Below are 25,186 nucleotides of genomic sequence, written 5' to 3'. Positions count from 1 at the left end.
ATCTGTGAGCCTTTGTCGTATTTAGGAGGGTCCAAATCAATGGACTGTGTCATGGCTAATGTCAAGCAAGCGGTAAGTCTGCAACCACCTGGTTGAACGTGATACGAGCATTCTGAGCTTGCTCAGATAACTCGATCTTTTTCGCTTGTGCGGCACTAAGATTACTCTCGGCCTGCTCAAGTGCTTGTTGTAGGTTCTCTGGTAACTCATGAGTTTCCATTTGTGAACCTTGCTCTAACACATAAGCGCGAATTTCTTTCTTCACTGCGGCAAGTTCTGTGTAAGCAACACGCTCAAGTTCTGCAGCTTCTTGTGCTGCATCTCTTTCTTTCTCAAATTGAGCCAGCGCCATACCTTCTGCAGACCATGGATCCATGTCTGGCAGTTCTTCGATGTTAATCGTTGGTTCGATGTACGCGTCTTGATGGCGCAGGTCGAGGTTAGTTGCACGAACTGCAGAGATCATCAGCATCACAGAAATAGCCAATAGCGGTAAACCACCAACAATTGCTGCAGTTTGTAGTGTACTTAGGCCACCTAGGAACATCAGAATCGTTGGTAAGAACGACAGAGTGAATGCCCAGAACATACGGTTCCAACGCATTGGCTCTTCAGTCACATTGTTTTGAACCACAGACGCAAGGATGTATGAGATAGAGTCAAACGTCGTTGCTGTAAAGATGATACAAAGCAAAGTGAATACTGCGATAACTAGAGTGCTCATTGGCAACTGCGCTAGCATCGAGAAGATTGCTTTGGTTGCGCCTTCAGCATTCAGGATAGCAACTACATCTAATTCACCAGAAAGCTGAAGTGATAAGCCGTAGTTACCTAGAATCATGAAGAATAAGAAACAACCTAGTGAACCGAAGAAGATCGAACCTGACACCATTTGTTTGATGGTTCTGCCGCGAGAGATACGCGCAACAAACAGACCCATACTCGGTGCAAATACTAGCCACCATGCCCAGTAGAAAATCGTCCAGTCTTGTGGGAAGTGAGTGTTTTCGAATGTACCGTAGCCACCAAATGGTTCAGCCCACGTTGCCATCACGAAGAAGTTAGACAGTAGACGACCAATTGAGTCTAAACCTGTTTCTAACATGAAGATTGTTGGACCCGCGATCAGAACGAAAGCCAACAGACCCATTGCACCCCAGAAGTTGATGTTACTTAGGATCTTGATGCCTTTTTCCAATCCAGCATAAGATGAGTAAGCAAAAATCGCAGTACACACTAAAAGCACCATCACTTGCGTTAGGTTATTTTTAGGTAGACCAAATAGGTGATTCAGACCTTCAGTGATTAGAGGTGCAGCTAAACCTAACGTTGTTGCAGCGCCGCCTAATAGACCGAAAATGAAAAGGATATCGACGATTTTTCCAGGTACGCCTTTACTGCGGTGTTCACCAAGAACAGGCATTAACGCACTAGAGATCTTTAGAACTGGCTGTTTACGTACATAGAAGAAGTAAGCGATAGGAATCGCAGGGATCAAGTAGATAGACCACGCGATTGGTCCCCAGTGGAACAAACCGTAAGTTGCAGCCCAACGAACCGCTTCTTCACTGCCCGGCTCTAGTTGGAAAGGCGGTGATTGGTAGTAGTAAGCCCACTCAATACAGCCCCAGTACAAGATACTTGCACCGATACCGCCACAAAATAGCATTGCAGCCCATGATGCTGTTTTGAATTCAGGCTCTTCATCAGCTTCGCCCAGTTTAATTTGTCCCATATCACTGAACACAACGTAAACCATAAATGCACAGGCAGCGAGGCCTAGCGCAAGATATAAAAATCCAAGTTGGTCCGTCATGAATGTTTTCGCAACCGCAATCCAGTCTGCGCCCTGTGCAGGGAACAAAATGAGCGGGAAAACTATCGTGAGTAGGAGTGCAATCGCACCAAAGAAGGTAGGCTTATCAATAAGCTCAAAAGTGTTTTTCACGAGTATTATTCCATTAAAATGAGAGCGGAATTATGGAATGAACTCGTTTTTTAGACCAAATCTGGTCTGTTGTCGTGACGACAAATCGCTTTAATGCAGAGAGGAAGGTGCAGTAACAGAGGGGAACGTTAGATTAAGGCAAGTAGAATGCCACCCACGGTTGCCGCTGCGGATAAGTATTGCCCAGCTGAATAAGAACCATCGTCCTCTTCTTCAATCTTATCTGGGTGATCCATACCTAAAGCGCCATGAGCAAATGACTCAACCTTATCGGTCACGGTCGCGTTTTCAGCTTCGACTTTCTTGGCTTCTTTATCGATTTCTTTAAGGGCAGATAATAGGGCTTTGCCTTCATCAGAAAGCTTGACGGTATTTTGCTCAACCTTTAGCGGTGCAGGCTTTTCAGCTTCAGTGCTTTTAGCTTGTGCATTCATTTGCGAAGGTGAATACAGCTGAGTATTACTCGTTCCTACTGGCGTCATATCGCTCTCCTTACCTATCCTTAAATATAGTATCGGCAGAGGTGTGAAAAACTTGTGCAATTAATTATCGGTAGTGATGTTTTTTTATTCGCACATTACATTTTCATCTGCTTGGTTAAATCGTCTATTTACTAAGCAAGTCTTGTGCCGATAAGAATGTTTGATTTAGATAGAGTTAGGATGAATGACGGGAACGTGATCAAGTCTTGACGATGGACTAATTATCTAGGATTAGCCCACCGACTCTTCGGCTTAGAAGAGTGGTTTAGTCACATTCTAGGCTAGCGCTGCGTTTTGATAGGTGCTTGTATGCCTTCATTCGGTTCTCTTTCTTAACAAAGCGAGCCGGTGGCGAAAGCACTTCAAGCTGATAATCGCTGCTATCCGATGAGATCTCTTCAACTGGGCTGATGATGGCGATTTTCAAATCAGGGTTACGACGTAGAATTGATGCCGCTGTGCCTAAGCCACCTTCTGTATGGAATTTGCCGGCTACATGAATCACTTGTTTCTCTGGGTTTGATGCTAGGTAATCCACAATCGACTCAGCCATGGTTTCATCCCAGGTTACCTGAGCGGCAAACTGTTTTTCTGTTTGCTCTGGCGTACCGTGGTGCATAGAAGCCATTAACTTTTCTTTGTAAGGGCTATCGCCAGTATTCACTTCGGCAGCTATCCATTGGCGTTGCTCGGTCGATAATTGGTCTAGGTAAGGCAATCCTTTACGGCCAATACACTGCACGAATGGCTTTGGTGCATTTGCCGCAATAACATCGACGTCGTTGGCTTTTGCGAACTCAACTAACGCGCGGTAATCACTTTCGTAATTTGGCCAAGCTGCCGCTTGAGACATGAGAATTTGTTCGCCAATTTCGCCGTTTAAGTATTGGTCAAGTGTGGCTTGGTGCTCTCGAGTGAATTGTTCCATTGAAAGCGCAATGTTTGATGTTGCGTTGCGGCGCGCTTTTAAGAAGTCGGTTTGGAAGCGGTGAATGGCAGAATGCGTGTGCCATTCGCCAATTAGAACCACATCAGCGTCAATCAGCTGCTCGGGTAATGCATCGAGAGAAAGTGTTTCGCCTTGTGGAGAAGCGAACTGGTAGTCATAGAATGTGGAAACGGATTCCGTTTGAGCCACTTTTTGAGAAGTGTCTTTTGCAGGTTGACTAGCACAAGCCGTGAGAAGAGTAGCTAATCCGATAAGAATAATACGTTGCATGAAATGCCTCCTTGAAGAACACGCATACTAAAGGAGGCAAGATAAGATTTCAATGCAAACGATAATCAATATCAATTAAATTTGTTTGCGGTACACTCGCAGCATAAAGTCAGCTTCACAGTTGAATTGCTCTGCCTCGGTGAGTTGTTGTTTAAACTCTTCACTCGCCTTCCAAGCAAACGGCGTCATCTGTAGCAGGTCGAATGCATCTGACCCCGATAGTTCCATCATATAGTTTAGTTGCTCTTGGTGCTCAAGCGTAAAACCTTCGATCACTTCTGGATCTTCATCGTGCAAACGAACGCCATCATAAATTACATCACGCAGTTGATACAGGTGTCGGCTAGCTGGTGTCACGGTGATCACCACACCACTGTCTTTGATGGTGCGTTGTAACTCTTCAGCCTTGCAAGGCGCATAAATGCGTAGAATGCCGTCTAAGCTGCTTTCAGCAAAGGGTAGGCGATGACTTGATGCAACTGAGAAGTCGACAGCAGGGTAGCGTTTAGCGGCGTATTTGATAGCAATCTTAGAAATGTCTAGGCCAAAAGTCGCACCATTCTTTTCTTGAAGATTCACAGCAATTTCGTTGGTGTAATACCCTTCGCCACAACCAATATCCAATAGGCTAGGTGCCTCAGCTGGTAGATAGCGAGAACACAATGTCACCACCGCATGGCGCATTGGGTCATAGTGGTTACCTTCAAGGAAACGACGACGTGCCTGCATCATCTCTTTGTTGTCACCTGGATCTTTTGAGCGTTTGTGGTGCGCAGGCATCAAATTGACATAGCCTTCTTTCGCTAGGTCGAACTGATGGTTCTTTTCACACTTAAACGTACGATCGTTTTGAGATAAAGGTTGGTGACACAAAGGGCATTGGTAAGTCATTGCGAACTCGAGGTAGAAATTTCAAGTCCAAAATTTTAACAGGAAGCATAGTGGGGCGCTAGAATAAACGCAGCTGTGTTGGTTAACGGCAATCCGAGAGTAGATAGAACCAGTCAGTGAAGAGATAGAGCCAACGAATGGTTGGCTCTATTAGTTATGAGCGAGTCGCTGATAAAACAGAGAACTCAGCTTTTAGCTAAAGAAGTTAACTTGATTCTTCAACGATTCCGCTTGTTTCTGAAGTTCATCAGCACTGTGTGAGGTCTTAGCGCTGGTTTCACGGCTTTGTTGGTTCAAGTCGCTGATCGCATGCGCGTTCGCTGCTATCTCTTGAGAAACCTGAGCTTGCTCTTCTGATGTCGCAGCAATGGTTTCAGCTTGAGAAGCAATAGATTCAACTTGAGAAGCAATCGACTCTAGTGCGGTGCCTGCTTCTTGCGCTTTATCGAGTACTTGGTTGGCGTTCGATTGGCTTTGCGTCATAAGGTTTACGGCATTGTGGGTCGAAGACTTTAGCTTCTCGATGATGCTCACTACATCTTGTACTGATGTTTGTGTTCTATGAGCGAGCGTTCTTACTTCATCAGCAACAACGGCAAAACCACGACCTTGTTCACCCGCTCGTGCCGCTTCAATCGCAGCGTTCAATGCAAGCAAGTTGGTTTGCTCTGCGATGTCATCAATCATCTTGGTGACGGTTTGAATGCTTTCGCTATCAGAGCTTACTTGCTCGATAGCCGATGCTGACTTGTCTAATTGATCATTCAGTTGGGCAACATCAATACACACACCTTCAACGACTTCTAAACCTTTCTGGCTGTCTTCATTGGCAAGGCGAACATTTTCCGCAATGCTGTTTACCTGCTGCGCTACTGATTCAGCGGAGGTGGCCATCTCTTCTATGGCAGTAACGACTTGCTCAACTTGTGCTTGTTGGCGATCGGATTGACTCAAGTTGTGGCTAGCATCTTGTGACACACTGCTTGAGCTGTTCTGTACTTGGTCACTGGTTGCACGAATCTCGCCCACGAGTGTGCTCAGCTGGGCTGCCATGTTCGCAACACCGGTATTCAGATTGCTGATCTCGTTCTTGGTCTGCTTACCATTGTTTGGAATATGCAGGCTTACTTCGCCTTTTCCTAGACGTAGCATGTACTCGTTTAAAGTCGTTAACGGTGTCAATGTGCGGTTCAACACGAAGGTTAACGCGACGATGGTGGCGGCAGCAATTAAGGTCGCAATAATGGCGATGAGCTTGAGCAATTCGTCGCTACCTTTAGTCACTTCCTTGATAAAAGTACCGCCAAGCAGTTTCCAATCCCACCCAGGAACTTCAGTGTAGACAAGGTACTTCTCACCAACGGTTTCTTTAACCTTGTATGGATATAGAATTAGACCTGATGGCTGTTCAAAGATCTGATAGAAAGGTTTGTTGCCGTCGTAGTCAGCCACGTCAACAATCGATTTACCATCGCCAACGTTAGTCGGATGCAACAAGTACTGCCCTTGGTGCTCTTTCTCATTATCAACAATGATGGTGTATCCGGTGTCACCCCAAGAAACAGAGCGTAGAGATTCAAACAGGCTTTGAGTCGCCTCTTCTACTGGCAGACCAATGAAAGAGATACCGTTTACTTTGCCTTGAGCATTGGTCAAAGGCGCATAGTAGGTGATGTAACGTTGACCGAAGAGCTTAACTTGAGAGTAATAAGGCTGGCCATTTTTGAGCTTGCTATAGCCTGGATGATTTTTCCCTAGTGTGGTCGCAACGACTCGTTCGCCTGAAGGTTTTTTAAGAGAGGTCGACACACGAATAAAGTCGTCGCCAAATGGAGCAAATAGGGTCGCTACGGCACCGGTGTCGCGGGTGAAGCTATCAACGAGTTTCGTGTCGTTTATTAGGCTCTCACCGTATTGAGTCATGTTAGGAATGGAATGACCGTTGAACTCAACGTCATAACTTTCAACATAAACACCTGCTAGGTAACCGTTGCGAAAAGTGGACTCTAAAACTTTGGCGGTGTGCAGGTAGGCATCGAACTGACCAGAGATGGTTTTGGCCATCGCTTCTACCTTGGATTGGTGTTCTTTTAACGTGTTGTCTAATAACACCTGAGAGGCATTTCTATACACGAGTGTTGCAATGGAGCTAAAGGCGACAAGCAAGCACAGCAAAATGACCAACTTAAGTTGGAAGCCAACACTTTGATTTTTGTATTTCTCGAACATGAATTCACTATCCTGTCTTCATTGAGGTGTTGTTAAGTGGTTTTACGGAAGTTTGTTATTGAGCTTTCTATCATAGGTACTTATTTATCGGCAGTAATTGATAATAATTAATGAATTGATAGTTATATTTATAAACTAGAGTGATGAGAGCTAAATGGTGTGGGGTTGAACAAAGAGGTGATGGGCTAATCGGCTTGTGTTAAAGCATTGATTACTAGGCGATGCGAGTGAGGTTAGGGGCAATAAAAAATGCAGCTCAATGAGCTGCATTTTTGTTTTTAATTAAACTCGCTAGCGGTCTAGTTTGAGGCAATTACCGTAATCAGCTGGTGGCTTTCACCTGGCTTTAACGTTTTGCCTGCTTCTAGGCTTGGTGCGTGCAGTGTTGATTCAACACATAGCATGGTTAGGTAACCGTCGTCTTGCATGTCGCCCATACCAGCAGCACCTTCTGCCCACGGGTTCCACAGTACTGCAGAGTTATGGCCGTGGTTTTCAACTGTTAGTGTACGATCAAGTTTTTTGTCGGCAACAAGAATTTGCGCTTCTGGTTGTGTGTAAACACGGTCAATAGTGTCAGTCAGTACCAGCTCAGCACCGCCTTGGCAGATCTTGCCACCTTGCAGGCTATCAATGTACTCAGCACCCATACCTGTGGTCTTTGTGCTGTGAATATCGCCAACATTTAGGTAAGTGTGCAGCGCGCCAGAGAAAGTCCATGGTTGCGAATCTGTGTTCTTCACATCCAAAGTTACTTTTAGTTGGTCGCCAATCTCAACGTTTAAGCGAGCATCGAATTGATGATGCCATACTGCCAGAGTCGCTTCGCTAGGTTTCAGACCTAAGCTTACAATCACGCCAGCTTCGCTTTCACGGTGCTCAACCAATTGCCATTCACTTGAACGGGCAAAACCATGCGCTGGTGCTGCAATGCGACCAAACCAAGGCCAACATACTGGAATACCACCACGCAGAGCTGTTTTACCATCGAACTTAGCTTGTTGGCTCATCCAAATTAGGTCTTCTTGACCTTGCGGTTGGAATGACACCACATGAGCGCCAAACAGTGAAATCGCTGCGTTTGCTTTATCGTGGATAACGCGAACCAGTTTTACACCTTCGTGTTCAACGATAGTCACGTTGTCAGAAAGTACCGCTAGTGCAGGTAGAGTAGATAAATCCATTACATGATCCTTCTAAGGAAATTGAATTCAAATGCTGACTAGAGTGATGCTTGTGTTTTCATGAGTGATAAACAGAGCCAGTATTAGAATTGAATTTTACGTTTGGGCTATCTTGATGAGCTTAGATAGACGCGGTTTAAAAGATAGCAGGCATTAAAAAGGCGACACTAAGGTCGCCTTTTTCAAAGTCTGCTCAAAACAGTCTTCGCTAATGCTTATCTAAAGCGATTTCTAAAAAGAAATTACTTAGAGATGTGAGCGATTAGGTCTAGAACTTTGTTTGAGTAACCGATTTCGTTGTCGTACCAAGATACAACTTTAACGAATTTGTCAGTTAGAGCAACACCAGCTTTAGCATCGAATACTGAAGTTTGAACTTCACCGATGAAATCTTGTGATACTACTTGGTCTTCAGTGTAACCAAGAACGCCAGCCATTTCGCCTTCAGAAGCTTCTTTCATTGCAGCACAAATTTCTTCGTAAGATGCAGCTTCTTTTAGGTTAACAGTTAGGTCAACTACAGATACGTTAGCAGTTGGTACACGGAAAGCCATACCAGTTAGAAGGCCGTTTAGTTCTGGAAGAACAACGCCTACAGCTTTAGCAGCACCAGTTGAAGATGGGATGATGTTTTGAGAAGCACCACGGCCACCGCGCCAGTCTTTAGCAGAAGGGCCATCTACAGTTTTTTGAGTTGCTGTAGTAGCGTGAACTGTAGTCATAAGACCAGACTCAATGCCCCACTTATCGTTAAGTACTTTAGCGATAGGTGCAAGACAGTTAGTAGTACAAGAAGCGTTAGAAACGATGTCTTGACCAGCGTAAGATGCTTGGTTAACGCCCATTACGAACATTGGAGTTGCATCTTTAGAAGGACCAGTAAGAACTACTTTCTTAGCGCCAGCAGTGATGTGCTTACGTGCAGTCTCGTCAGTTAGGAAAAGACCAGTTGCTTCAGCAACTACGTCTACGTCGATAGCATCCCACTTAAGGTCTTCTGGGTTACGCTCAGCTGTAACACGTACAGTTTTACCGTTAACGATTAGGTTACCGCCTTCAACTTCAACAGTACCGTTGAAACGGCCGTGAGTTGAGTCGTACTTAAGCATGTATGCCATGTACTCTACGTCGATTAGATCGTTAATACCTACTACTTCGATGTCTGCACGCTCTTGAGCTGCGCGGAATACGAAACGGCCGATACGGCCAAAACCGTTAATACCTACTTTGATAGTCATTGTAGTTGCTCCACAACTTAATTTCTGATTAAAGATAACTGGTAGTAAAATTACAGAATCCAGTATACATCTGCAATAGATAATCCGACTTAACTTGTTTAATGTCAAAAAAAAGCGACGCTTTTCTTAACAATTGGGTGTAAGTGGTTGAAAATTGACCATTGCAAGTGGCTCTGTACCCTTCCAGTTGGGTAAAATACCCCTAAATGATGATTCACTTATGAGTGTATATGTACAATGTTTCCTGGTGAGAAAGTATGTGCTACAAAACGACTGATATGCAAGCCTTTATAGAAAAAAGTAAATATAATAACTGAGAATGTGGAGAGATATTAACGTGATTCAAAAGGGAGGAAATATGATAAAGCCTGATGAATACTGGCGTGAACGCCTAACAGACGACGAATTTGCAGTGTGTCGTGAACGTGGTACTGAAGCCCCATATAGCGGTAAGTTACTGCACAACCATAAGACTGGCGTCTATAGCTGCACATGCTGTGAAAGCCCTTTGTTCCTGTCGGATAACAAATATGACTCTGGGTGTGGTTGGCCAAGCTTTGATGCCCCAGTGAATGATGAAGCAGTACGCTATATAGAAGATCTAAGTCACGGAATGAAGCGTGTAGAGATCCGTTGTACCGCCTGTGATAGCCATTTAGGTCACGTTTTTCCTGATGGTCCGAAGACCACAGGTGAACGGTTCTGTGTTAATTCAGTGTCGTTAATTTTCAACAAAAATGATGAAAGTACGAAATAACTTGTAACTATTGTCTAATCCTTACAGGTCGCATTTGTCGATTTAGGAATGCTGAAACGTCCAAGATTTCAGATTTAACTCTAGTACAAATAAAAACAGCTACCAAAAAGGTAGCTGTTTTTATTTGAAAGCAGGAGAATAAGAAGCTTAAGTTAGAACACTATAAATGAAGCGCTCAGTAACTTGGGACGATTGAAGGGCTGTAAATTCCATCCTCAATCGCTTCGACAATGTTGTCTGCGTCTTTATTTAGCTTCTTATAGGTTGCCTTGTCGAAATGATACAACACGGTGAGCTCGGCTTCAGAAGCAATCGGCACATCAAAGTCTTTGGCAACCATTGCCCAAACGTACGCTTTTTCCATATGACCCAGGCTGTGGTTGATACTGGCCATCGACTTGAAGATTTCAGTGTTGGCTGCCGAGCCATTAGAAAGCGTTAACGCATTATTGAGTAGCTTAAGTGTCTTTATATGATTGCGGGTAGTATAGAAGGTTGCCAAGGCATACTGCATCTCGGCTGTGTTTAACGCTTCAGAGCCTTCTAGTTGTAGGAAACTGCGTCTGGCATTGGTGTCCCCAGTTTGCGACCACAAGAAGTACAGCGTTTCCGGTGTATCGGATTTCGATAGCTCATCAACAATGCGCTCAGACTCTTCGATACTGTGCATTAAAGAGGTAAAGCGACGCTCTTGCAGCTTAGATTGATCGATCGTTTCGATCTGTGCCGCGAGCTCTAGACACTTTTTGTAGGCAGTGACTAATTCGAATTCTTTAATTTTGTTGATTTCGGTGGGTTGCTTCTGAACTTCAAATCGATGCCAGATGAGGTCGGTACGTGCGACACGACATTGCCCATCGTTCATGTTCAATTGTTCACACTGAAGACCCGGGTTGCTTTGGCACAGTTGATCGGTATTTTTGTTCCCTTCAAGACACCCAACCAGAGTGAAAGGCAATAGGCTAATCGCCAACCATTTCATAATTTTCATATTCCTTCACTTGTGATCAGATGCACTTATTATTGGTCAGGTTCTTGACTCAATTCTGTTACGGGTTATTTTCTGGTGAAAATTGTTAAAACTAAGGCTTTACCATGGATGCAGAACAACTTCTTAGCGCAATGACACCCGAGGTCTACGAACGTTTAACCTACGCAGTTGAAACGGGTAAATGGCCAGAAGGTACGGCGCTCTCAAAAGAACAGCGCGACTCGTGTATGCAAGCGGTTATGTTATACCAATCTAAACATAACTCTGAAGCTCAACATATGACAATTGCAGCTGGTGGTGAGATTAGCTTTAAATCTAAGTCTGAACTAAAGAAACAGTTTAAGTCAGATCAAGAAGACATTGTTAGGGTTAACCCGAATCATTAAGCTTAAATTACAACAAAGGGGTGGCAATGTGCCACCCCTTTTAGTTTAACTCGTTTATTTATAAGCAATAAAACGATTTAGTTCACGTTAAGCCGCCGTTACTTTCATAGAATAATTGGGTTTAACGTGAACCCTTGAACAGGTTATAAGCTCATCTCACCGCGCAACACTTGTTGCATCTGAGCCTTCACTTCTTCGTAGCCTAGGTTTTGGCTTAATAGATAATGCAACTTCGCCAGTGCCGCTTCTGGTGTCATGTCATAACCACTCACCACGCCCGCTTCTGCTAGTGCACAACCTGTCGCGTAACCACCCATGTTGACTTTACCAGCCAAACATTGAGTTAGGTTCACCACAATAACACCGCGCTCTGAAGCATCTTTAAGGTGCTGAAGCAGTTCTGGGTTTTGTGGTGCGTTACCCACACCAAAAGTAAGCAGAATCATCGCGTTAACAGGTTGTAATAGCGTGTTACGGATCACTTCGTGTGAGATGCCTGGGTACATTGTGATTACGCCGATAGGTTGCGGAGTAATGTTATGAACCTTGAAAGCACCTTCAGGTTGTTCGTTTACCTTGACGTTATTGCTAAGTTGGATATTGATACCCGCTTCTAGCAATGGGTTCAGGTTTGGAGATGTAAACGCATTGAAGCCATCTGCGTGTGATTTTGTGCTGCGGTTACCACGCATCAACTTGTTGTTGAAGAACAGTGTCACTTCGTTGATTGGGTAGTTTGCTGCAATGTGTAGCGCATTCAGCAGGTTTGCTTGTCCGTCTGAACGAAGCTCTGCTAATGGGATCTGAGAGCCCGTAACAATCACAGGTTTGCCGAGGTTTTCAAGCATGAAAGACAGTGCTGAGGCAGTGTAAGCCATAGTGTCTGTACCATGCAGGATAACGAAACCATCGTACTTATCGTAATTCGCGCGAATGTCATCAGCGATAGTCTGCCAATCAAGTGGCGTCATATCTGAAGAGTCCATTAATGGAGAGTATTCGTGAATGGTGTACTCAGGCATCTCTGGGCGATGGAATTCAGGCATGCCAGCTAGCTGCTTATCCATGAAACCTGCGACAGGAACATAGCCGTGGTCAATAGACTTCTGCATGCCAATTGTGCCGCCGGTGTACGCGATATAGATGTGTTTTCTTTCCATGGCGATTAATACTTAGTGTGATGTAGGGAACAGGGGGGCGATTATAGCGAATTATCATGCAATAAAAAGAGGCACCTCACACAGAGGCACCCCTTAGTTATTGAGTTATTGGCTCAACTTATTGAACTTGGCAATTTAAGCAGAAAGCGTATCGGCCTTGTGGGTCGTTAAAGTTGCCTAACAGCTGGCTATCTTGAGCTAACTGCTGAGTAACCGGCTGTAAACTGCTTGGTATCATCGATTGAATATCTAGGCCTATCGACATCTGAACTTGGTTCATAAATTCTTGAATAAATTGTTCAGTAGCCGAAAGTGGCTCTTCTACCCAGTAGATGTTGTAACTTTCAAGCTCTGCAAGTGAAGCTGCTGCTGCAACCGCATCATCGAAATCACCAATCTCATCGACTAAGCCTTTCTGAATCGCATCTTGACCTGTCCAAACTCGACCTTGAGCAATCTTGTCGACAGCATCGACTTCCAGACCGCGATTTTCTCCAACTAGGCTGATGAATCGGCGGTATCCGTTTTCAATGCCCATTTGGAACGCGTCTTTCGCGCCATCGCTAAGTCCAGTTGTAATACCAAGACCTGAGAAAGGTGAGGTGCCAACGCCATCAGTGTAAACACCAATATCGTTCAACCCTTTTTCGAAGGTGGTGATAACACTGAAGATACCAATTGAACCCGTTAGTGTGGTTGGTTGAGCTAGGATCTTATCCGCACCCATCGAAATCCAGTAACCACCCGAAGCCGCAAGGCTAGACATCGACACAACAACCGGCTTACCCGCTTGCTTGATCGCTTCTATTTCATTGCGAATAACTTCAGAAGCAAAGGCACTGCCACCTGGGCTATCGACACGAAGTACAACGGCTTTTACTTTGTCGTCGTTACGTGCTTGGCGCAGTAGGGCTGCTGTGGTATCTCCGCCAACGGTGCCACGTGGTTGCTTGCCATCCATAATTGCGCCGCTCGCTACAATCACGGCAACGTCGTGTGATTCACTGGTCATGTCTGGAAGCATGGTTGCACGGTATTCGTAGTAACCAAACGCGTTGTAGCTGTCTTGGCCGTCACTGCCGAAAACATCGGCAAGCTCTTGCCGAACTTGTTGGCGTGTCGCTAACTCATCCACTAAGCCAAGTTTCTCGGCCAGTTTTGCAATGTCACCGTCCACAGACTCCAGCTCTTTCAAGAAGGTGTCCATGCTTGGGTTCAGTGTTTTAGCATCGATCTGGCGGTTGTTGCTGACGTCATCAACGTACGCACCCCATAGCTGGCTTAACCAACGAGAAGCGGACTCTTTCGCTGCGTCTGACATGTCGTCACGAATGAAAGGCTCGATAGCTGACTTGTAAGTACCCACACGGAACACGTGCGTGTTTACGTCTAGTTTCTCTAACAACGTTTTGTAGTAAAGCGAGTAAGCGCTATAACCTTTAAGAAGAACTCCACCATCTGGTGATAGGAAGACCTTAGTTGCGTAGCTGGCTAGGTAGTATTGGCTTTGGTTGTAAAAGTCACCCACCGCATAAATCGGTTTGCCTGTAGCTTTGAACTCATTCAATGCTTTAGCAATGTAGCGTAGCTTGGTCAGGTTAGTTTCTGGCAACTCTTTGAGTGCTAAAACGATACCTGTAACCTTGTCATCGTCTTTTGCGTAGCGAATCGTTTCGACGATATCAAACAGGATGTTCTCTTTTGGAAGGTCTTTGCCAAGCAGCGAACCGGTGACCGAATCCATCGGATTGATATAGCGACTTTGTTCCACAATAGGGCCAGACAGGTTAAGCACTAAAGCCGAATCCTGTGGAACAGTCGGTTGAGCCGTATCTGAATGGAAGTACACAAAGTAGATGATGGCGATACTGAGTAAAAAGACTAGGTTAACCAGCGCAAGACGTACAAACGTAATGAGCTTCCAAATCCCTTTAAAGATCATACCTATAAATTTGAATATTTTTTTCATTCTGTCTCCGCAGTGAGATCACGTCGCTTTAACAAGCCGTAGTACCATTAATCTCAATAATATGAACTGCTTAGTATCCTACGATAATTCCCAAGCTCAAACTACACCAAGAATTGTTAATCGATATATATTCTCATTAAGTGTAGTCAAATTAAGGGTTTCTGAACGATTAATACCTTCAGCATTATGATCGGTGTTACAAAAATGTAAACGGTTGTTTGAACTTTTGGTAATTGAACTATACTGTGGTCAGACCACAAGGATAAAATAATAGAAGTGATGTCTGCCATGTACCCACATTTACTTGAACCACTCGATCTTGGATTTACCCAGTTACGTAACCGTGTATTGATGGGATCAATGCATACAGGTTTAGAAGAAAATAAAGAAGGTCTCCACAAACTCGCCGCGTTTTATGAAGAGCGAGCAAAAGGAGGCGTTGGCCTTATTGTTACCGGTGGTTTCTCTCCTAATTTACGTGGCAGATTGACCCCATTTAGTGCTGAATTCAGTAAAGTGAAGCACGCAAAAGCGCACCAAGTTGTTACCGAAGCCGTGCACAAGCATGGTGGTAAGATTGCCCTTCAGTTGCTGCATGCTGGCCGCTATGCAATGCACCCATTCGCGCAAAGTGCTTCGGGTATTAAAGCGCCAATCGCTAAGTTCGCACCGAGTGAGATGAGCCCTCGCCAAATTAAAAAGACCATTGGTGCCTTTGCCAACAGTGCAGAGCTAGCTCAAGTCGCTGGCTATGACGGCATTGAGATCATGGGGTCTGAAGGTTACTTGATTAACCAATTCATCTGTAAGCGTACCAACATGCGTTACGACGAATGGGGTGGCTCTTACGAGAAGCGTATGCGTTTCCCGCTAGAGATCGTTAAATCGATTCGCGAAGCGGTGGGTAAAGATTTCATTATTATTTTCCGACTGTCGATGCTGGATTTGGTTGAACAAGGCAGCACGTTTGAAGATGTTGTTCTTCTGGCTCAGAAGCTGGAAGAAGCGGGCGTGACGATCATCAATACCGGCATTGGTTGGCATGAAGCTCGTGTTCCGACTATCGCGACGCAAGTACCACGAGGCGCATTCTCTTGGGTGACGGAAAAAGTGAAACCACATGTGTCGATCCCAGTGGTGACATGTAACCGAATTAACACGCCAGAAGAGGCCGAACGTATCCTCAGTTCAGGACAGGCCGACATGGTATCAATGGCGCGTCCTTTCTTGGCAGACCCAGACTTTGTTAATAAAGCGGCTCAAGACCAAGCTCAGTTCATCAATACCTGTATCGGCTGTAACCAAGCCTGTCTTGATAACGTGTTTAAGGGTAAGCGAGCGAGCTGTTTGGTTAACCCACGCGCTTGTTACGAGACTGAAATTGTTGTTCAGCCAGCACAGGCGACTAAGAGCATTGCCGTAGTCGGCGCAGGCCCTGCAGGTTTAGCTTGTGCGACGACTTTAGCGCAACGTGGACACAAGGTTGACTTGATTGAGAAAAATGACCGTATCGGCGGCCAGTTTAGGTTGGCAATGCAGATCCCGGGTAAAGAAGAATTCAGAGAAACGATTCGTTACTTTGCTAACCAAATCGACGCATCAGGCGTGAACCTGAAACTGGATACTGAAGCAACGTTTGAGATGTTGTTGAAGTACGATGAAGTGGTGATGGCTGCGGGTGTTGAACCAAGAAAGCTCGATATTGAGGGCATCGACCAAGAAAACGTGGTCGATTACCAAACCTTGATTCGCGAAAAGACACCAGTAGGCGAAAAGGTCGCGATTGTTGGTGCTGGTGGTATTGGTGTCGATGTAGCAACCATGCTAACCGAGCCTACTTCTCACAGTTTAGATGACTGGCTGCATGAGTGGGGCATCGATAAGAATATGGAACACCCAGGTGGGCTTTACCCTTACCCTGATTCGTTCAGCGATAAAACCGTTTGGGTGATGCAGCGTAAAGCGGGTCGTGTTGGTAAAGGTCCTGGCAAGACTACTGGTTGGATTCATAAGCGCACCCTAGAAAAACGCGGTGTAAACCTTTTAGGTGGCGTGAGCTACAACAAGATTGATGATAAAGGTCTGCATATCAGCGTTGGTAAGAAAGATCAGGTGCTCGATGCTGATTCGGTCATCGTATGTGCAGGCCAGGTGTCAGTTCGTCCATTCGAAGACATGTGGCAAGAGTTTGGTGGCAAACTGCATGTGATAGGCGGTGCTGATTACGCGGGTGAGCTGGATGCGGTACGCGCTATCCGTCAAGGTGTTGAGCTAGCGATTAAGTTATAGAATCAGCTATCAAGCTGTAATTTTATCGGTGGATATTGTTACTTAATTCGCTGAGTTAGATTTTGAACAAGGCTCCTAAGTCATAGATTTGGGAGCCTTTATTGTTTCTAATCTAGCCTAAATGGACAGCCGTTGAGATTTATTATCGTTTGTATTCTGTGCTAAAGTTCAAGTATACAAATAATAAAGAAATAGTAAGGACTTCAAATGGATGCTTTGGATCTATTGCTCAACAGACGCTCAATCGCAAAACTCTCTGATCCGGCACCTGAAGGTGTGGCGTTAGAAAACATCATCAAAGCAGGGCTGCGTGCTCCAGACCACGGTGCACTAACACCTTGGCGCTTTGTTATCGCGCAAGGTTCCGGTCTACAGAAGCTTTCAGACATCTTGGTGCGTGCCGCTGAAGCGGATGAAAGCGAAGAAGCGGTTATCGAGAAAGTAAAGAAAGCGCCGTTTCGAGCTCCAATGGTGATCACCGTGATTGCCAAAGTCACCGAGCACGAGAAAGTGCCTGCTATCGAACAACACCTCTCTGCAGGTTGTGCTGCACAGGCGATGCAAATGGCCGCAGTCGCACAAGGTTTCCAAGGTTTTTGGCGCTCAGGTAAGTGGATGTTCCACCCAGAAGTACACCAAGCATTTGGCCTAGAAGGCGACGATGAAATTGTTGGCTTCCTATACCTAGGCACTCCGGGCTGCACACCAATGAAAGTGCCAGAGCGTGACTTCTCTAAGTTCGTTGAGTTCTTATAAAGAAAGCTGAAGCTTGAATAGTGGAATGCTAACTGTATAAACAACCAGTTTTTCTTGATTTATTAGGGCCACATTAGATAATGTGGCCCTAATTGTTTGTAGCATCTGGAAAAACATGTCTCGCCTTATTATTGCTGAAAAACCAAGCCTCGGCCGCGCGATCGCCGCTGCACTGCCTAATCCACAAAAGAAAGACCAAGGGTTTATCAAATGTGGTAATGGCGATGTGGTGACTTGGTGTATTGGACACTTATTGGAGCAGGTTGAGCCAGACGCTTATGACGACCGTTATAAGAAGTGGAACTTAGCCGATCTTCCTATTGTGCCAAAGCAATGGCAGCTAAGACCGCGCAAGACTTCAAGCAAACAGCTCACGGTGATCCGAAAGCTATTGAAGGACGCGACCCAAATAGTCCATGCGGGAGACCCGGATAGAGAAGGTCAGTTACTGGTTGATGAAGTGATCGATTACTGCAAGGTATCTAAGGCCAAAAAAGAGTCGATGGACAGGCTGCTGATCAGCGACTTGAACTTACCTGCTGTGAAGCGTGCGCTCTCTCAAATGCGCAGTAACCGCGACTTTATCCCACTTTCTATTTCCGCTTTAGCGCGCTCTAGAGCCGATTGGCTGTATGGCATGAACATGACTCGTGCTTATACCTTACTCGGTCAAAAAGCCGGTTACCAAGGCGTATTGTCGGTTGGGCGTGTGCAAACGCCAGTACTCGGTTTGGTCGTAAGGCGCGATGAAGAGATCGAAAACTTTATTCCGAAAGACTACTTCACTTTGCACGCTTTGATCCCTTATCAAAATAACGGCCAGAGCTTTGATATTCGCGCGCGTTGGAAGCCAAGCGAAGCATGTAAACCATGGCAAGATGAAGAAGGGCGCGTGCTCAATCGAAAGCTGGTTGAGAATGTGGCTAACCGAATTGCGAATCAACCCGCGACGGTGACGGAATCAGAGCAAAAGCAAAGTAAACAAGCTGCGCCACTGCCTTACTCGCTGTCAGCTTTGCAGATTGATGCGTCTAAGCGTTTTGGTATGAGTGCTCAGCAGGTGTTAGACACTTGTCAGTCTTTGTACGAGAAACACAAGCTCATCACTTACCCACGTTCTGATAGCCGCTATCTACCTAAAGAGCACTACTCGCAGCGAGAATCGATCGTTGATGCTATCGCTAACAATGCCAAAGAGCTGCAAAGTGGCGCTCAAGGTGCGGACCTTTCTCTTAAATCCAAAGCATGGAACGACAGTAAGGTCGATGCTCACCACGCGATTATTCCTACTCCGAAGAAGTCATCAGTGAATGGCTTATCTGCTAATGAGATGAAGATCTATCAGCAAATCGCTCGCCAGTATCTAATGCAGTTCTACCCACCTGCGGTTTTTGCCGATGCTAAGCTGGTCTTTGATATCGCTGGTGGCGTGTTCATTGCAAAAGGGCGTCAGCTTATCAACCCGGGTTGGAAGGTGTTGATGGGTAAAACGGATACCGAAGAAAAAGGGGATGGCACGGATACGGTTCCCCCGTTGGAGAAAGGTACGGTGTTGACGTGCCGTGAAGGCGTGATTGGTGATAAGAAAACTGAGCCACCAAAGCACTTCACGGAAGCGACGTTACTTCAAGCGATGACAGGTATCGCGCGTTTTGTTGCGAACAAAGGCCTTAAAGCCATTTTGAAAGAGACCGATGGCCTTGGCACAGAAGCAACCCGTGCGGGTATTCTCGATACTCTATTCAAAAGGCAGCTGCTAACGCGCCAAGGTAAGAGCATTCACAGTAGCCCTGCGGGCAGAGGTTTGATTCATGCCTTACCAGAGGATTCTACCTTTCCAGACATGACGGCACACTGGGAGCATCAGCTGCAAGGCATGGCAGAACGAAATCAAGCGTATCAACCTTTCATGCAAGCGCTAGAAAGCAAGATTGATGGTTTGATGGGCAAGGTAAAAACCGGCGAAGTTCCTGAGTCTCTGCGCCATCTTCCTAAAGTCGAGAGACCTGCCTTCAAACGCCGTAAAGGCGGTGGTGCGAAGAAGTCTTATGCCAAGAACGGTTCGTATGCTAAGAATGGTTCGTACGCTAAGAAAGGTACTTCCGCTAAAAAGAGCACCAAAAGCTAAGACTTTTTGAGGTTAGGATTAACGTCCGACTTTACGGCCACAACGTTTAAACAGCTGCTGCCAATAGTCGACATGGCGACGAGTTGATGCTCGAAAAGCTTGATGTGCATCTTGAATGGGAAAGTAATAACTGTGCAGTTCAGGTTGCGCGTCAAACATCCCTAGTTGCGGGGCTAACTGCTGATAATAGCCATCCAGCTGCGCCATATAAGGCTGAACCTTGCCTATGTATTGCTGCTCGAATACATTGTTGAGATAACGAAACTTAGTGGTGTCTCGCTGCTTGCCGCAGATTATGTTGCCATCAAAAGTAGTGAGTTGCTTAGTAATGGTATCTAGCTCTGCCGAAGCAAGAGCCAGCGAATAGTATAAATCTCCGAGCGTTGAACTCTTCTCTAATACCTCTTGAACCTCAATGGTTTTGCCGGAAACGAGCGGAATGTTTAACGCTTGATTGATATGTTCTAAGGCATCACTGGTTTGTCGTACCTGATCGCCGATATCAGCGCGTAACCACTGACTACCCCGCATTTGTGACTGCATCGCATCGCTAGCATAGATGAGATTCCATTGATGCAGCGGAAACTGTGCGAGTTTCTGTTGCTCAATTTCTCTTAGCAATTCTACGATCTCTGGGTCTAATTCATTACTGGATAAACATTTACCCACACCTTCAAGTAGCGCGGCTTGATAATCGTAATTACGAAACTCATCCGCGACCTTTCCCAGAACCGAATTTCTTTCTGCTATCAGATTGAACAGTCCACATTGACGAAGCTGGTAGCTGTCGATGAGGCCGATAGAGAGTGAGGGCACGTCAAGAAGCAGTTCTCGTTTTCTCGGTAGGCTTTCAAATTCCCATTCCTCTTTTATCTCGTCAGCATCTTGTACTCTAGCTATCTTGGTTTGATAGTCGTCGAACAAGTCGCCGGGACCATCACTGAAACAGCCAGCTAGCATCACTGTCAGACAAAACAGCGTTGAGTGCTCAACTAGGTTTGAGAGATGCCCTGCATTCATCTGTGGATTACCAGTCTATTTCGCTGCCATCGAAATTGAAGAAGTGACCACTTACTTCGATATTCGCTGACTCGATGACTTTAATAAGGCCAGAAGCTGAGGTGTCGGTGTCGATCAGAGCGTTTGGCCCTCCCATTTCAGTCTGTACCCAACCTGGATGCAGTGCTAACACCGTAAAGCCATCATCGGTTAAGTCGTTGCTTAAGCTCTTCACCACGGAGTTTAGAGCGGCTTTAGAGGAGCGATAGATGTAACCGCCGCCTGAGGTGTTCTCGGTCATGCTGCCGACTCTAGAGGATAAACAAGCGACCTTTTTGATATCGCTGCCTTCTAATAAAGGCAATAGCGTTTCGACAAGCTTGAGCGGAGCGATGGTGTTGACTTCGAATACACGACGCCACTCTTCAACATCGGTATTACCCAGTCCGTAGCCTTTTGGACCATAGTAGCCAGCGTTGTTGATCAAGATATCAATCGACTCTATTTGCGAAGGGAGTTGGCTTACTGCTTGGTAATCGGTTATCTCTAATTGAATGCAGGTAAGGTTGGTGTTGTGGTCTGCCAGTGAGAGCAGTTCTTTTGCTGAATGGGTATCACGATAAGTCGCGTACACCTTGTGGTTACCTTCCAAGTATTGTCGAGTCAGGCTTAAGCCAATGCCGCGGTTCGCTCCAGTAATAAAAATAACGCTCATGGTGATTCCTTTTCAGTTCAATTAGTTAAGTTTGATGGCTTAACACGAGAAAATCAACGCTCCACCAACTGGCCATTAGCATTCCTACAAAAATCATTACTGCTGCCGCTGAGCCGCAGATCACCCCAAAGATGAGTATTACGCTTTTCATTGTAGTCTCTTTCCGTTAATTAATAGTAACGATAATCATTATCATTATCATTATCATTAATTCAGGTTGTCGCCAAGTCTGAGACTGTTATGATTTTGAGAAAGATACGCAATTAACCTGATTATGATTCCTTTAATTTACCACCCAATCTATTCACAGTTACCTTTACCAGAAGGTCATCGCTACCCAATCAACAAATATCAGTTGTTGCATAGTGCTGTTGAGGCGCTGATGGATCGTGAACCTCGATGGAAAAGCAAGTTTGAAGTGTGCCAACCAACGCCGGTTTCGGTTGAACAGGTAAAACAGGTTCACGATAGCGAATATGTCGATTTGCTCGTGTCTGGTAATTTGCCTGCGGCTAAAATGAGACGCATCGGTTTCCCGTGGAGCGAGCAACTTATTGAGAGAACACTCTACTCAAGTGGTGGAACCTGCTTGGCCGCTGAAATGGCAATAGAGAGTGGTTTAGCGATTCATTTGAGTGGTGGTTATCATCATGCGCATCATGATTTTGGCAGTGGCTTTTGTTTGTTGAATGATTTGGTTTTAGCGGCAAAACACGCTCTGACCTTTGAACATATCGATAAAGTGCTGATCGTTGATAGCGACGTTCATCATGGTGATGGCACAGCAACTCTTTGCCAAGAGAACGACGACATCATTACTCTGTCGTTCCACTGCGATAAAAACTTCCCTGCACGAAAACCGTTGTCTGATTTAGATGTGCCGTTAAGTCGTGAAACGGAAGATGAAGAGTTTCTAAGGTGTTTCGAACAAGTCACTAAGTTAGCGATTGCTCACCATCAACCTGATCTGATTATTTATGATGCGGGGATCGATATCCATCAAGACGATGAACTGGGTTATTTGAATGTCTCGACACAAGGGATATTTGAGCGCGACTGCTTGATGATTAGCTTAGCGAAATCAGACTCCATTCCGATGGCGTGTGTTGTTGGTGGTGGCTATCGAACACAGCATCAAGATCTGGTTCCTATTCACATGCAGTTATTGAAAGCGGCACTAGCCGTGAATAGTTGACCTGTTGAACTAGGTTTTCTCCAGATACAAAAAAGCCGCTGATTTCTCAGCGGCTTTCTTTAATGTGGTGGAGGGATAGGGATTTGAACCCTAGAACCGCTATTAACGGTTGCCGGTTTTCAAGACCGGTGCTTTCGACCACTCAGCCATCCCTCCAATGGCTCGTATAATATAAGGGTGGCTTTCGCTTGTAAATACCCTTATCAACTGACTGCTTTTTTTATGAACGCTTTTTGGTGTTTTTGTTCTAAATGATTATTTATTGTTCGGTTTATTAAGAAACCGACAAAATCTAATACTCAATAAGCCAAGTATTCCTAACTTTCGTTATACGCGAAGTGTTTCTGTACCATTAAAAAAAGAAAGTATCTAATTGGCTTGCAGGCAAAGTTATGAGGGGAGTGGCTTAGGCATAAGAACTTTCAGCTAGGGACTTTTAACTAGGAACTTGTAGCTTAGAACTCTGAGTTTGGAATTTAAAACTAGGTATAAAGTGAATGAGTTTGAAACTGGGACTGCAGAGAGTTTTGTTAGATGAGCTTTATATTTTAAAAAGCTTCAGATGCAAAAAAGCCGCTGATTTCTCAGCGGCTTTCTTTAATGTGGTGGAGGGATAGGGATTTGAACCCTAGAACCGCTATTAACGGTTGCCGGTTTTCAAGACCGGTGCTTTCGACCACTCAGCCATCCCTCCAGTGGCGTGAATAATATAAGGGGCAGAGGATCTTGTAAACCCTTAATTTTCATAATTTTGTTTTGTTGCTTGTTTTCTAATCACTCACGGCAATAAAAAAGGGAAGCGCTTGGCTTCCCTTTTCTGTGTGCTGATTATTTAGTCATTTTTTGTGTAGAAACGCTGTAGCTCGGTTAGGCCTTGCATCAACACAGGTAAGCGAGGGCTTACGTTTTTCAAGCGTTTGTAATTCTGGTCGTACAATTTGTAGTTGCCAAATTTATCTAATACCGTTGTTTGTTGGTCAGTAACAAGAGCAAGTTCACGAGAGTCGCCCGCGAGGATCCATTTTCTGTTACGTTCATTAAACAGGCTGCGACCACTACTGAAGTCCGTTGGATTCGAAGATACGCCCAATAGCTCTTGCATCAGTGTTACTGATACGTCTAGATGACTAGAACGGTGGGTGTATTCAGAAGCAGACTTACCTGGCCAGCTGATAAACAGTGGTACTTGTAACTGATAACGACTGTAGTTGGAGTTTGCACCCCAGCTGTTGGTTTTGGTTTCGTTAAACTCAGTACCGTGGTTAGAGGTAATGATAACTACTGTGTTGTCGGCGAGCTCTAAGCGTTCCAGTTCAGCGTAGATAGTTGCTAACTGAGCATCGGCCGCTGTTGCTGACTTTTGATAATCTGCAGCAAAACGTTCTGCTGTTGTTAACGTTGAGTCCGACTCTGAACTTGAATCGTAGCCGGCGAAGTTATCCAGTGTAGTCAGTTCAATAAAGTTAAACCAAGGGCGCTTAGCTTGCGGTGATTGAATCCAGTCAGACCAAGCTTTTATGGCACTCTGGTCATCATAAGTTGCTTGCTCTGGCATCACATCACGGCCTCGGAAGATGATATCCGAGTACAGTGCATCACTAAAGTTGTCGCCACTGAAAGCAGCAAACTTGTAATCGTGATTCTCTAAAACATCGAGTAATACTGCTCTTGACCCTTGAGCTTCAATGCTGCTTGCGTAGCTACTCGGTAGGCCGTAGAACAAGCCAAAAATACCAAACATATCGTTACTTGAACTGTAGTGGTTGGTGAAGTTGATCGACTGTTGTGCGTAGGCATAGCTGTTTGGCATCGCTGTCGCATTAAGTGCGTCAGAGCGAAGGTTGTTCACACTCACCATCAGGATATTAAGATCATCACTGCGGCGGTTGTATTGAATTTTTTCTAGCGGGTAGCTAACTAGGTTTACGTTCTCTTTGTTCGCTTCTAAACGCTCAAGGTACTCTTCACGGTCTAATAGGCCATGTTTTTCCATAAAGCTTTTCGCTGTCATTGGGTAAGACAGTGGGAAGTTCGCTTTCTGGCTAGTAATTGGGTTATAGAAGTACGCATCAGCCCACATGTAGGTCAAGTGGCTGCTGATGAAACACAGGAAGAAGACGGCAGTAATCGGACGGCCAATGTGTTTATGAGACAGTTTACGCTGCTTACGCCAAACCCACTCAGACAGACCAAGCTGTAGTAAGAAGATAAATGGCATAACAATGAAGAGGTGCTGCAAATCAGACGTGAATGCAGATTCCTCTCCACTGAATAAAACCTCCCACACGACAGGCGTCAGGTGGAGGTTTATATTTTGATACGTTTGGGTATCAATCAACAGGACAGTTAAACCTATGGTCGCGAAGATAACGGCAACCAAACGTAATAACTTCCTCGACGGAAGAACAAAAGTGAGCGGGAACAGCACTAATAGATAGAGCGCGAACACTAAAAAGCCAAAATGACCAACCCACGATGCAGCCAAATAGAATTGACCTAACAAGGTTTCTGGCCAAGCAGATTGAGTAATATAACGAGTACCAATCAACATCGCAGCAATGATGTTGAAAAATGCAAACCAGTGACCCCAACCAACCAGTCGAGATACACGATCGCTATATGAGTTTGCGCTGTCTACCATTTATAATTC

19 protein-coding genes and 2 tRNA genes are annotated in these 25,186 nt (G+C 45.2%); 6 read left to right on the top strand and 15 right to left on the bottom strand.

The window, feature by feature from the left end; genetic code table 11:
- Positions 1 to 61: 61 nt before the first annotated feature.
- The 7 genes from MSG36_RS04075 to gap form a co-directional block, all read right to left on the bottom strand.
- Positions 62 to 1,948, bottom strand: a complete 1,887-nt coding sequence (locus MSG36_RS04075) for a BCCT family transporter (protein WP_248366474.1) — start codon at positions 1,946 to 1,948, stop codon at positions 62 to 64.
- Between the two features lie 128 nt (positions 1,949 to 2,076).
- The gene (locus MSG36_RS04070) at positions 2,077 to 2,430 is read right to left on the bottom strand and encodes a hypothetical protein (protein ID WP_048611520.1); all 354 of its coding nucleotides are present in this window, start codon (positions 2,428 to 2,430) and stop codon (positions 2,077 to 2,079) included.
- A gap of 265 nt (positions 2,431 to 2,695) precedes the next feature.
- Positions 2,696 to 3,649, bottom strand: coding sequence for a ChaN family lipoprotein (locus MSG36_RS04065; protein ID WP_248366471.1), 954 nt, complete (start codon positions 3,647 to 3,649; stop codon positions 2,696 to 2,698).
- Positions 3,650 to 3,724: 75 nt separating this feature from the next.
- The gene (gene rlmA, locus MSG36_RS04060) at positions 3,725 to 4,540 is read right to left on the bottom strand and encodes a 23S rRNA (guanine(745)-N(1))-methyltransferase (protein WP_248366469.1); all 816 of its coding nucleotides are present in this window, start codon (positions 4,538 to 4,540) and stop codon (positions 3,725 to 3,727) included.
- Between the two features lie 192 nt (positions 4,541 to 4,732).
- Positions 4,733 to 6,769, bottom strand: coding sequence for a methyl-accepting chemotaxis protein (locus tag MSG36_RS04055; RefSeq protein ID WP_248366466.1), 2,037 nt, complete (start codon positions 6,767 to 6,769; stop codon positions 4,733 to 4,735).
- A 299-nt stretch (positions 6,770 to 7,068) separates the two neighbouring features.
- The gene (locus MSG36_RS04050; protein WP_248366462.1) at positions 7,069 to 7,953 is read right to left on the bottom strand and encodes a D-hexose-6-phosphate mutarotase; all 885 of its coding nucleotides are present in this window, start codon (positions 7,951 to 7,953) and stop codon (positions 7,069 to 7,071) included.
- Positions 7,954 to 8,195: 242 nt separating this feature from the next.
- Complete coding sequence (gene gap, locus MSG36_RS04045) at positions 8,196 to 9,191, bottom strand: type I glyceraldehyde-3-phosphate dehydrogenase (RefSeq protein WP_017059382.1); 996 nt, start codon at positions 9,189 to 9,191, stop codon at positions 8,196 to 8,198.
- 319 nt (positions 9,192 to 9,510) lie between these two features.
- On the opposite strand from gap, the gene msrB reads away from it, so the two are divergent.
- Positions 9,511 to 9,948 (top strand): peptide-methionine (R)-S-oxide reductase MsrB, encoded by a 438-nt coding sequence (gene msrB, locus MSG36_RS04040; RefSeq protein ID WP_019823761.1) that lies wholly within the window; start codon positions 9,511 to 9,513, stop codon positions 9,946 to 9,948.
- A 175-nt stretch (positions 9,949 to 10,123) separates the two neighbouring features.
- Here msrB and MSG36_RS04035 read toward each other — a convergent pair whose 3' ends face one another.
- A complete protein-coding gene (locus tag MSG36_RS04035; RefSeq protein WP_172380070.1) occupies positions 10,124 to 10,930 on the bottom strand; it encodes a DUF2989 domain-containing protein in 807 nt (268 codons plus the stop codon).
- Positions 10,931 to 11,043: 113 nt separating this feature from the next.
- Between MSG36_RS04035 and MSG36_RS04030 the strand changes: the two genes are divergently transcribed.
- Positions 11,044 to 11,325 carry a DUF1315 family protein gene (locus tag MSG36_RS04030; protein ID WP_010437067.1) on the top strand — a complete coding sequence of 94 codons (282 nt, stop codon included), beginning with the start codon at positions 11,044 to 11,046 and terminating at the stop codon, positions 11,323 to 11,325.
- Positions 11,326 to 11,468: 143 nt separating this feature from the next.
- Here the strand turns inward: MSG36_RS04030 and ansA are convergent, their stop codons facing one another.
- A complete protein-coding gene (ansA, locus tag MSG36_RS04025; protein WP_019823767.1) occupies positions 11,469 to 12,485 on the bottom strand; it encodes an asparaginase in 1,017 nt (338 codons plus the stop codon).
- A 118-nt stretch (positions 12,486 to 12,603) separates the two neighbouring features.
- Positions 12,604 to 14,454, bottom strand: coding sequence for a signal peptide peptidase SppA (gene sppA, locus MSG36_RS04020; RefSeq protein WP_248366459.1), 1,851 nt, complete (start codon positions 14,452 to 14,454; stop codon positions 12,604 to 12,606).
- A 279-nt stretch (positions 14,455 to 14,733) separates the two neighbouring features.
- On the opposite strand from sppA, the gene MSG36_RS04015 reads away from it, so the two are divergent.
- The 3 genes from MSG36_RS04015 (at position 14,734) to MSG36_RS04005 (ending at position 19,627) form a co-directional block, all read left to right on the top strand.
- Positions 14,734 to 16,743 (top strand): NADPH-dependent 2,4-dienoyl-CoA reductase, encoded by a 2,010-nt coding sequence (locus tag MSG36_RS04015; protein ID WP_248366457.1) that lies wholly within the window; start codon positions 14,734 to 14,736, stop codon positions 16,741 to 16,743.
- 207 nt (positions 16,744 to 16,950) lie between these two features.
- Positions 16,951 to 17,499: an NAD(P)H nitroreductase gene (locus MSG36_RS04010; protein WP_017070328.1), complete on the top strand. Its 549-nt coding sequence runs from the start codon at positions 16,951 to 16,953 to the stop codon at positions 17,497 to 17,499.
- A 115-nt stretch (positions 17,500 to 17,614) separates the two neighbouring features.
- Complete coding sequence (locus MSG36_RS04005) at positions 17,615 to 19,627, top strand: DNA topoisomerase III (RefSeq protein WP_248366454.1); 2,013 nt, start codon at positions 17,615 to 17,617, stop codon at positions 19,625 to 19,627.
- 18 nt (positions 19,628 to 19,645) lie between these two features.
- Here the strand turns inward: MSG36_RS04005 and MSG36_RS04000 are convergent, their stop codons facing one another.
- On the bottom strand, positions 19,646 to 20,647 hold the full coding sequence (locus MSG36_RS04000) for a DUF3080 domain-containing protein (RefSeq protein ID WP_248366451.1): 1,002 nt from the start codon (positions 20,645 to 20,647) through the stop codon (positions 19,646 to 19,648).
- A gap of 7 nt (positions 20,648 to 20,654) precedes the next feature.
- Positions 20,655 to 21,341, bottom strand: coding sequence for an SDR family oxidoreductase (locus MSG36_RS03995; protein WP_248366448.1), 687 nt, complete (start codon positions 21,339 to 21,341; stop codon positions 20,655 to 20,657).
- Positions 21,342 to 21,615: 274 nt separating this feature from the next.
- On the opposite strand from MSG36_RS03995, the gene MSG36_RS03990 reads away from it, so the two are divergent.
- Complete coding sequence (locus tag MSG36_RS03990) at positions 21,616 to 22,536, top strand: histone deacetylase (protein ID WP_248366445.1); 921 nt, start codon at positions 21,616 to 21,618, stop codon at positions 22,534 to 22,536.
- Positions 22,537 to 22,601: 65 nt separating this feature from the next.
- On the opposite strand, the gene MSG36_RS03985 is transcribed toward MSG36_RS03990, so the two are convergent.
- From MSG36_RS03985 to MSG36_RS03975, 3 genes are all read right to left on the bottom strand, one after another.
- Positions 22,602 to 22,692: transfer RNA gene (locus tag MSG36_RS03985), tRNA-Ser, on the bottom strand.
- A gap of 447 nt (positions 22,693 to 23,139) precedes the next feature.
- Positions 23,140 to 23,230: transfer RNA gene (locus MSG36_RS03980), tRNA-Ser, on the bottom strand.
- Between the two features lie 138 nt (positions 23,231 to 23,368).
- The gene (locus MSG36_RS03975) at positions 23,369 to 25,177 is read right to left on the bottom strand and encodes a DUF3413 domain-containing protein (RefSeq protein WP_248366442.1); all 1,809 of its coding nucleotides are present in this window, start codon (positions 25,175 to 25,177) and stop codon (positions 23,369 to 23,371) included.
- Positions 25,178 to 25,186: the final 9 nt, after the last annotated feature.

Origin of the sequence: Vibrio sp. 1CM8B, assembly GCF_023161685.1 — a bacterium.
In the GTDB taxonomy this organism is placed as follows: domain Bacteria; phylum Pseudomonadota; class Gammaproteobacteria; order Enterobacterales; family Vibrionaceae; genus Vibrio; species Vibrio coralliirubri.
This window is presented reverse-complemented; position numbering and strand designations above follow the sequence as displayed.

Coding starts and splice junctions, on each gene's coding strand:
- MSG36_RS04070 (WP_048611520.1), bottom strand. CDS start 2,430: ATGACGCCAGTAGGAACGAGTAATACTCAGCTGTATTCACCTTCGCAA.
- MSG36_RS04065 (WP_248366471.1), bottom strand. CDS start 3,649: ATGCAACGTATTATTCTTATCGGATTAGCTACTCTTCTCACGGCTTGT.
- rlmA (WP_248366469.1), bottom strand. CDS start 4,540: ATGACTTACCAATGCCCTTTGTGTCACCAACCTTTATCTCAAAACGAT.
- MSG36_RS04055 (WP_248366466.1), bottom strand. CDS start 6,769: ATGTTCGAGAAATACAAAAATCAAAGTGTTGGCTTCCAACTTAAGTTG.
- MSG36_RS04050 (WP_248366462.1), bottom strand. CDS start 7,953: ATGGATTTATCTACTCTACCTGCACTAGCGGTACTTTCTGACAACGTG.
- gap (WP_017059382.1), bottom strand. CDS start 9,191: ATGACTATCAAAGTAGGTATTAACGGTTTTGGCCGTATCGGCCGTTTC.
- msrB (WP_019823761.1), top strand. CDS start 9,511: ATGTGGAGAGATATTAACGTGATTCAAAAGGGAGGAAATATGATAAAG.
- MSG36_RS04035 (WP_172380070.1), bottom strand. CDS start 10,930: ATGAAATGGTTGGCGATTAGCCTATTGCCTTTCACTCTGGTTGGGTGT.
- MSG36_RS04030 (WP_010437067.1), top strand. CDS start 11,044: ATGGATGCAGAACAACTTCTTAGCGCAATGACACCCGAGGTCTACGAA.
- ansA (WP_019823767.1), bottom strand. CDS start 12,485: ATGGAAAGAAAACACATCTATATCGCGTACACCGGCGGCACAATTGGC.
- sppA (WP_248366459.1), bottom strand. CDS start 14,454: ATGAAAAAAATATTCAAATTTATAGGTATGATCTTTAAAGGGATTTGG.
- MSG36_RS04015 (WP_248366457.1), top strand. CDS start 14,734: ATGTCTGCCATGTACCCACATTTACTTGAACCACTCGATCTTGGATTT.
- MSG36_RS04010 (WP_017070328.1), top strand. CDS start 16,951: ATGGATGCTTTGGATCTATTGCTCAACAGACGCTCAATCGCAAAACTC.
- MSG36_RS04005 (WP_248366454.1), top strand. CDS start 17,615: ATGTCTCGCCTTATTATTGCTGAAAAACCAAGCCTCGGCCGCGCGATC.
- MSG36_RS04000 (WP_248366451.1), bottom strand. CDS start 20,647: ATGAATGCAGGGCATCTCTCAAACCTAGTTGAGCACTCAACGCTGTTT.
- MSG36_RS03995 (WP_248366448.1), bottom strand. CDS start 21,341: ATGAGCGTTATTTTTATTACTGGAGCGAACCGCGGCATTGGCTTAAGC.
- MSG36_RS03990 (WP_248366445.1), top strand. CDS start 21,616: ATGATTCCTTTAATTTACCACCCAATCTATTCACAGTTACCTTTACCA.
- MSG36_RS03975 (WP_248366442.1), bottom strand. CDS start 25,177: ATGGTAGACAGCGCAAACTCATATAGCGATCGTGTATCTCGACTGGTT.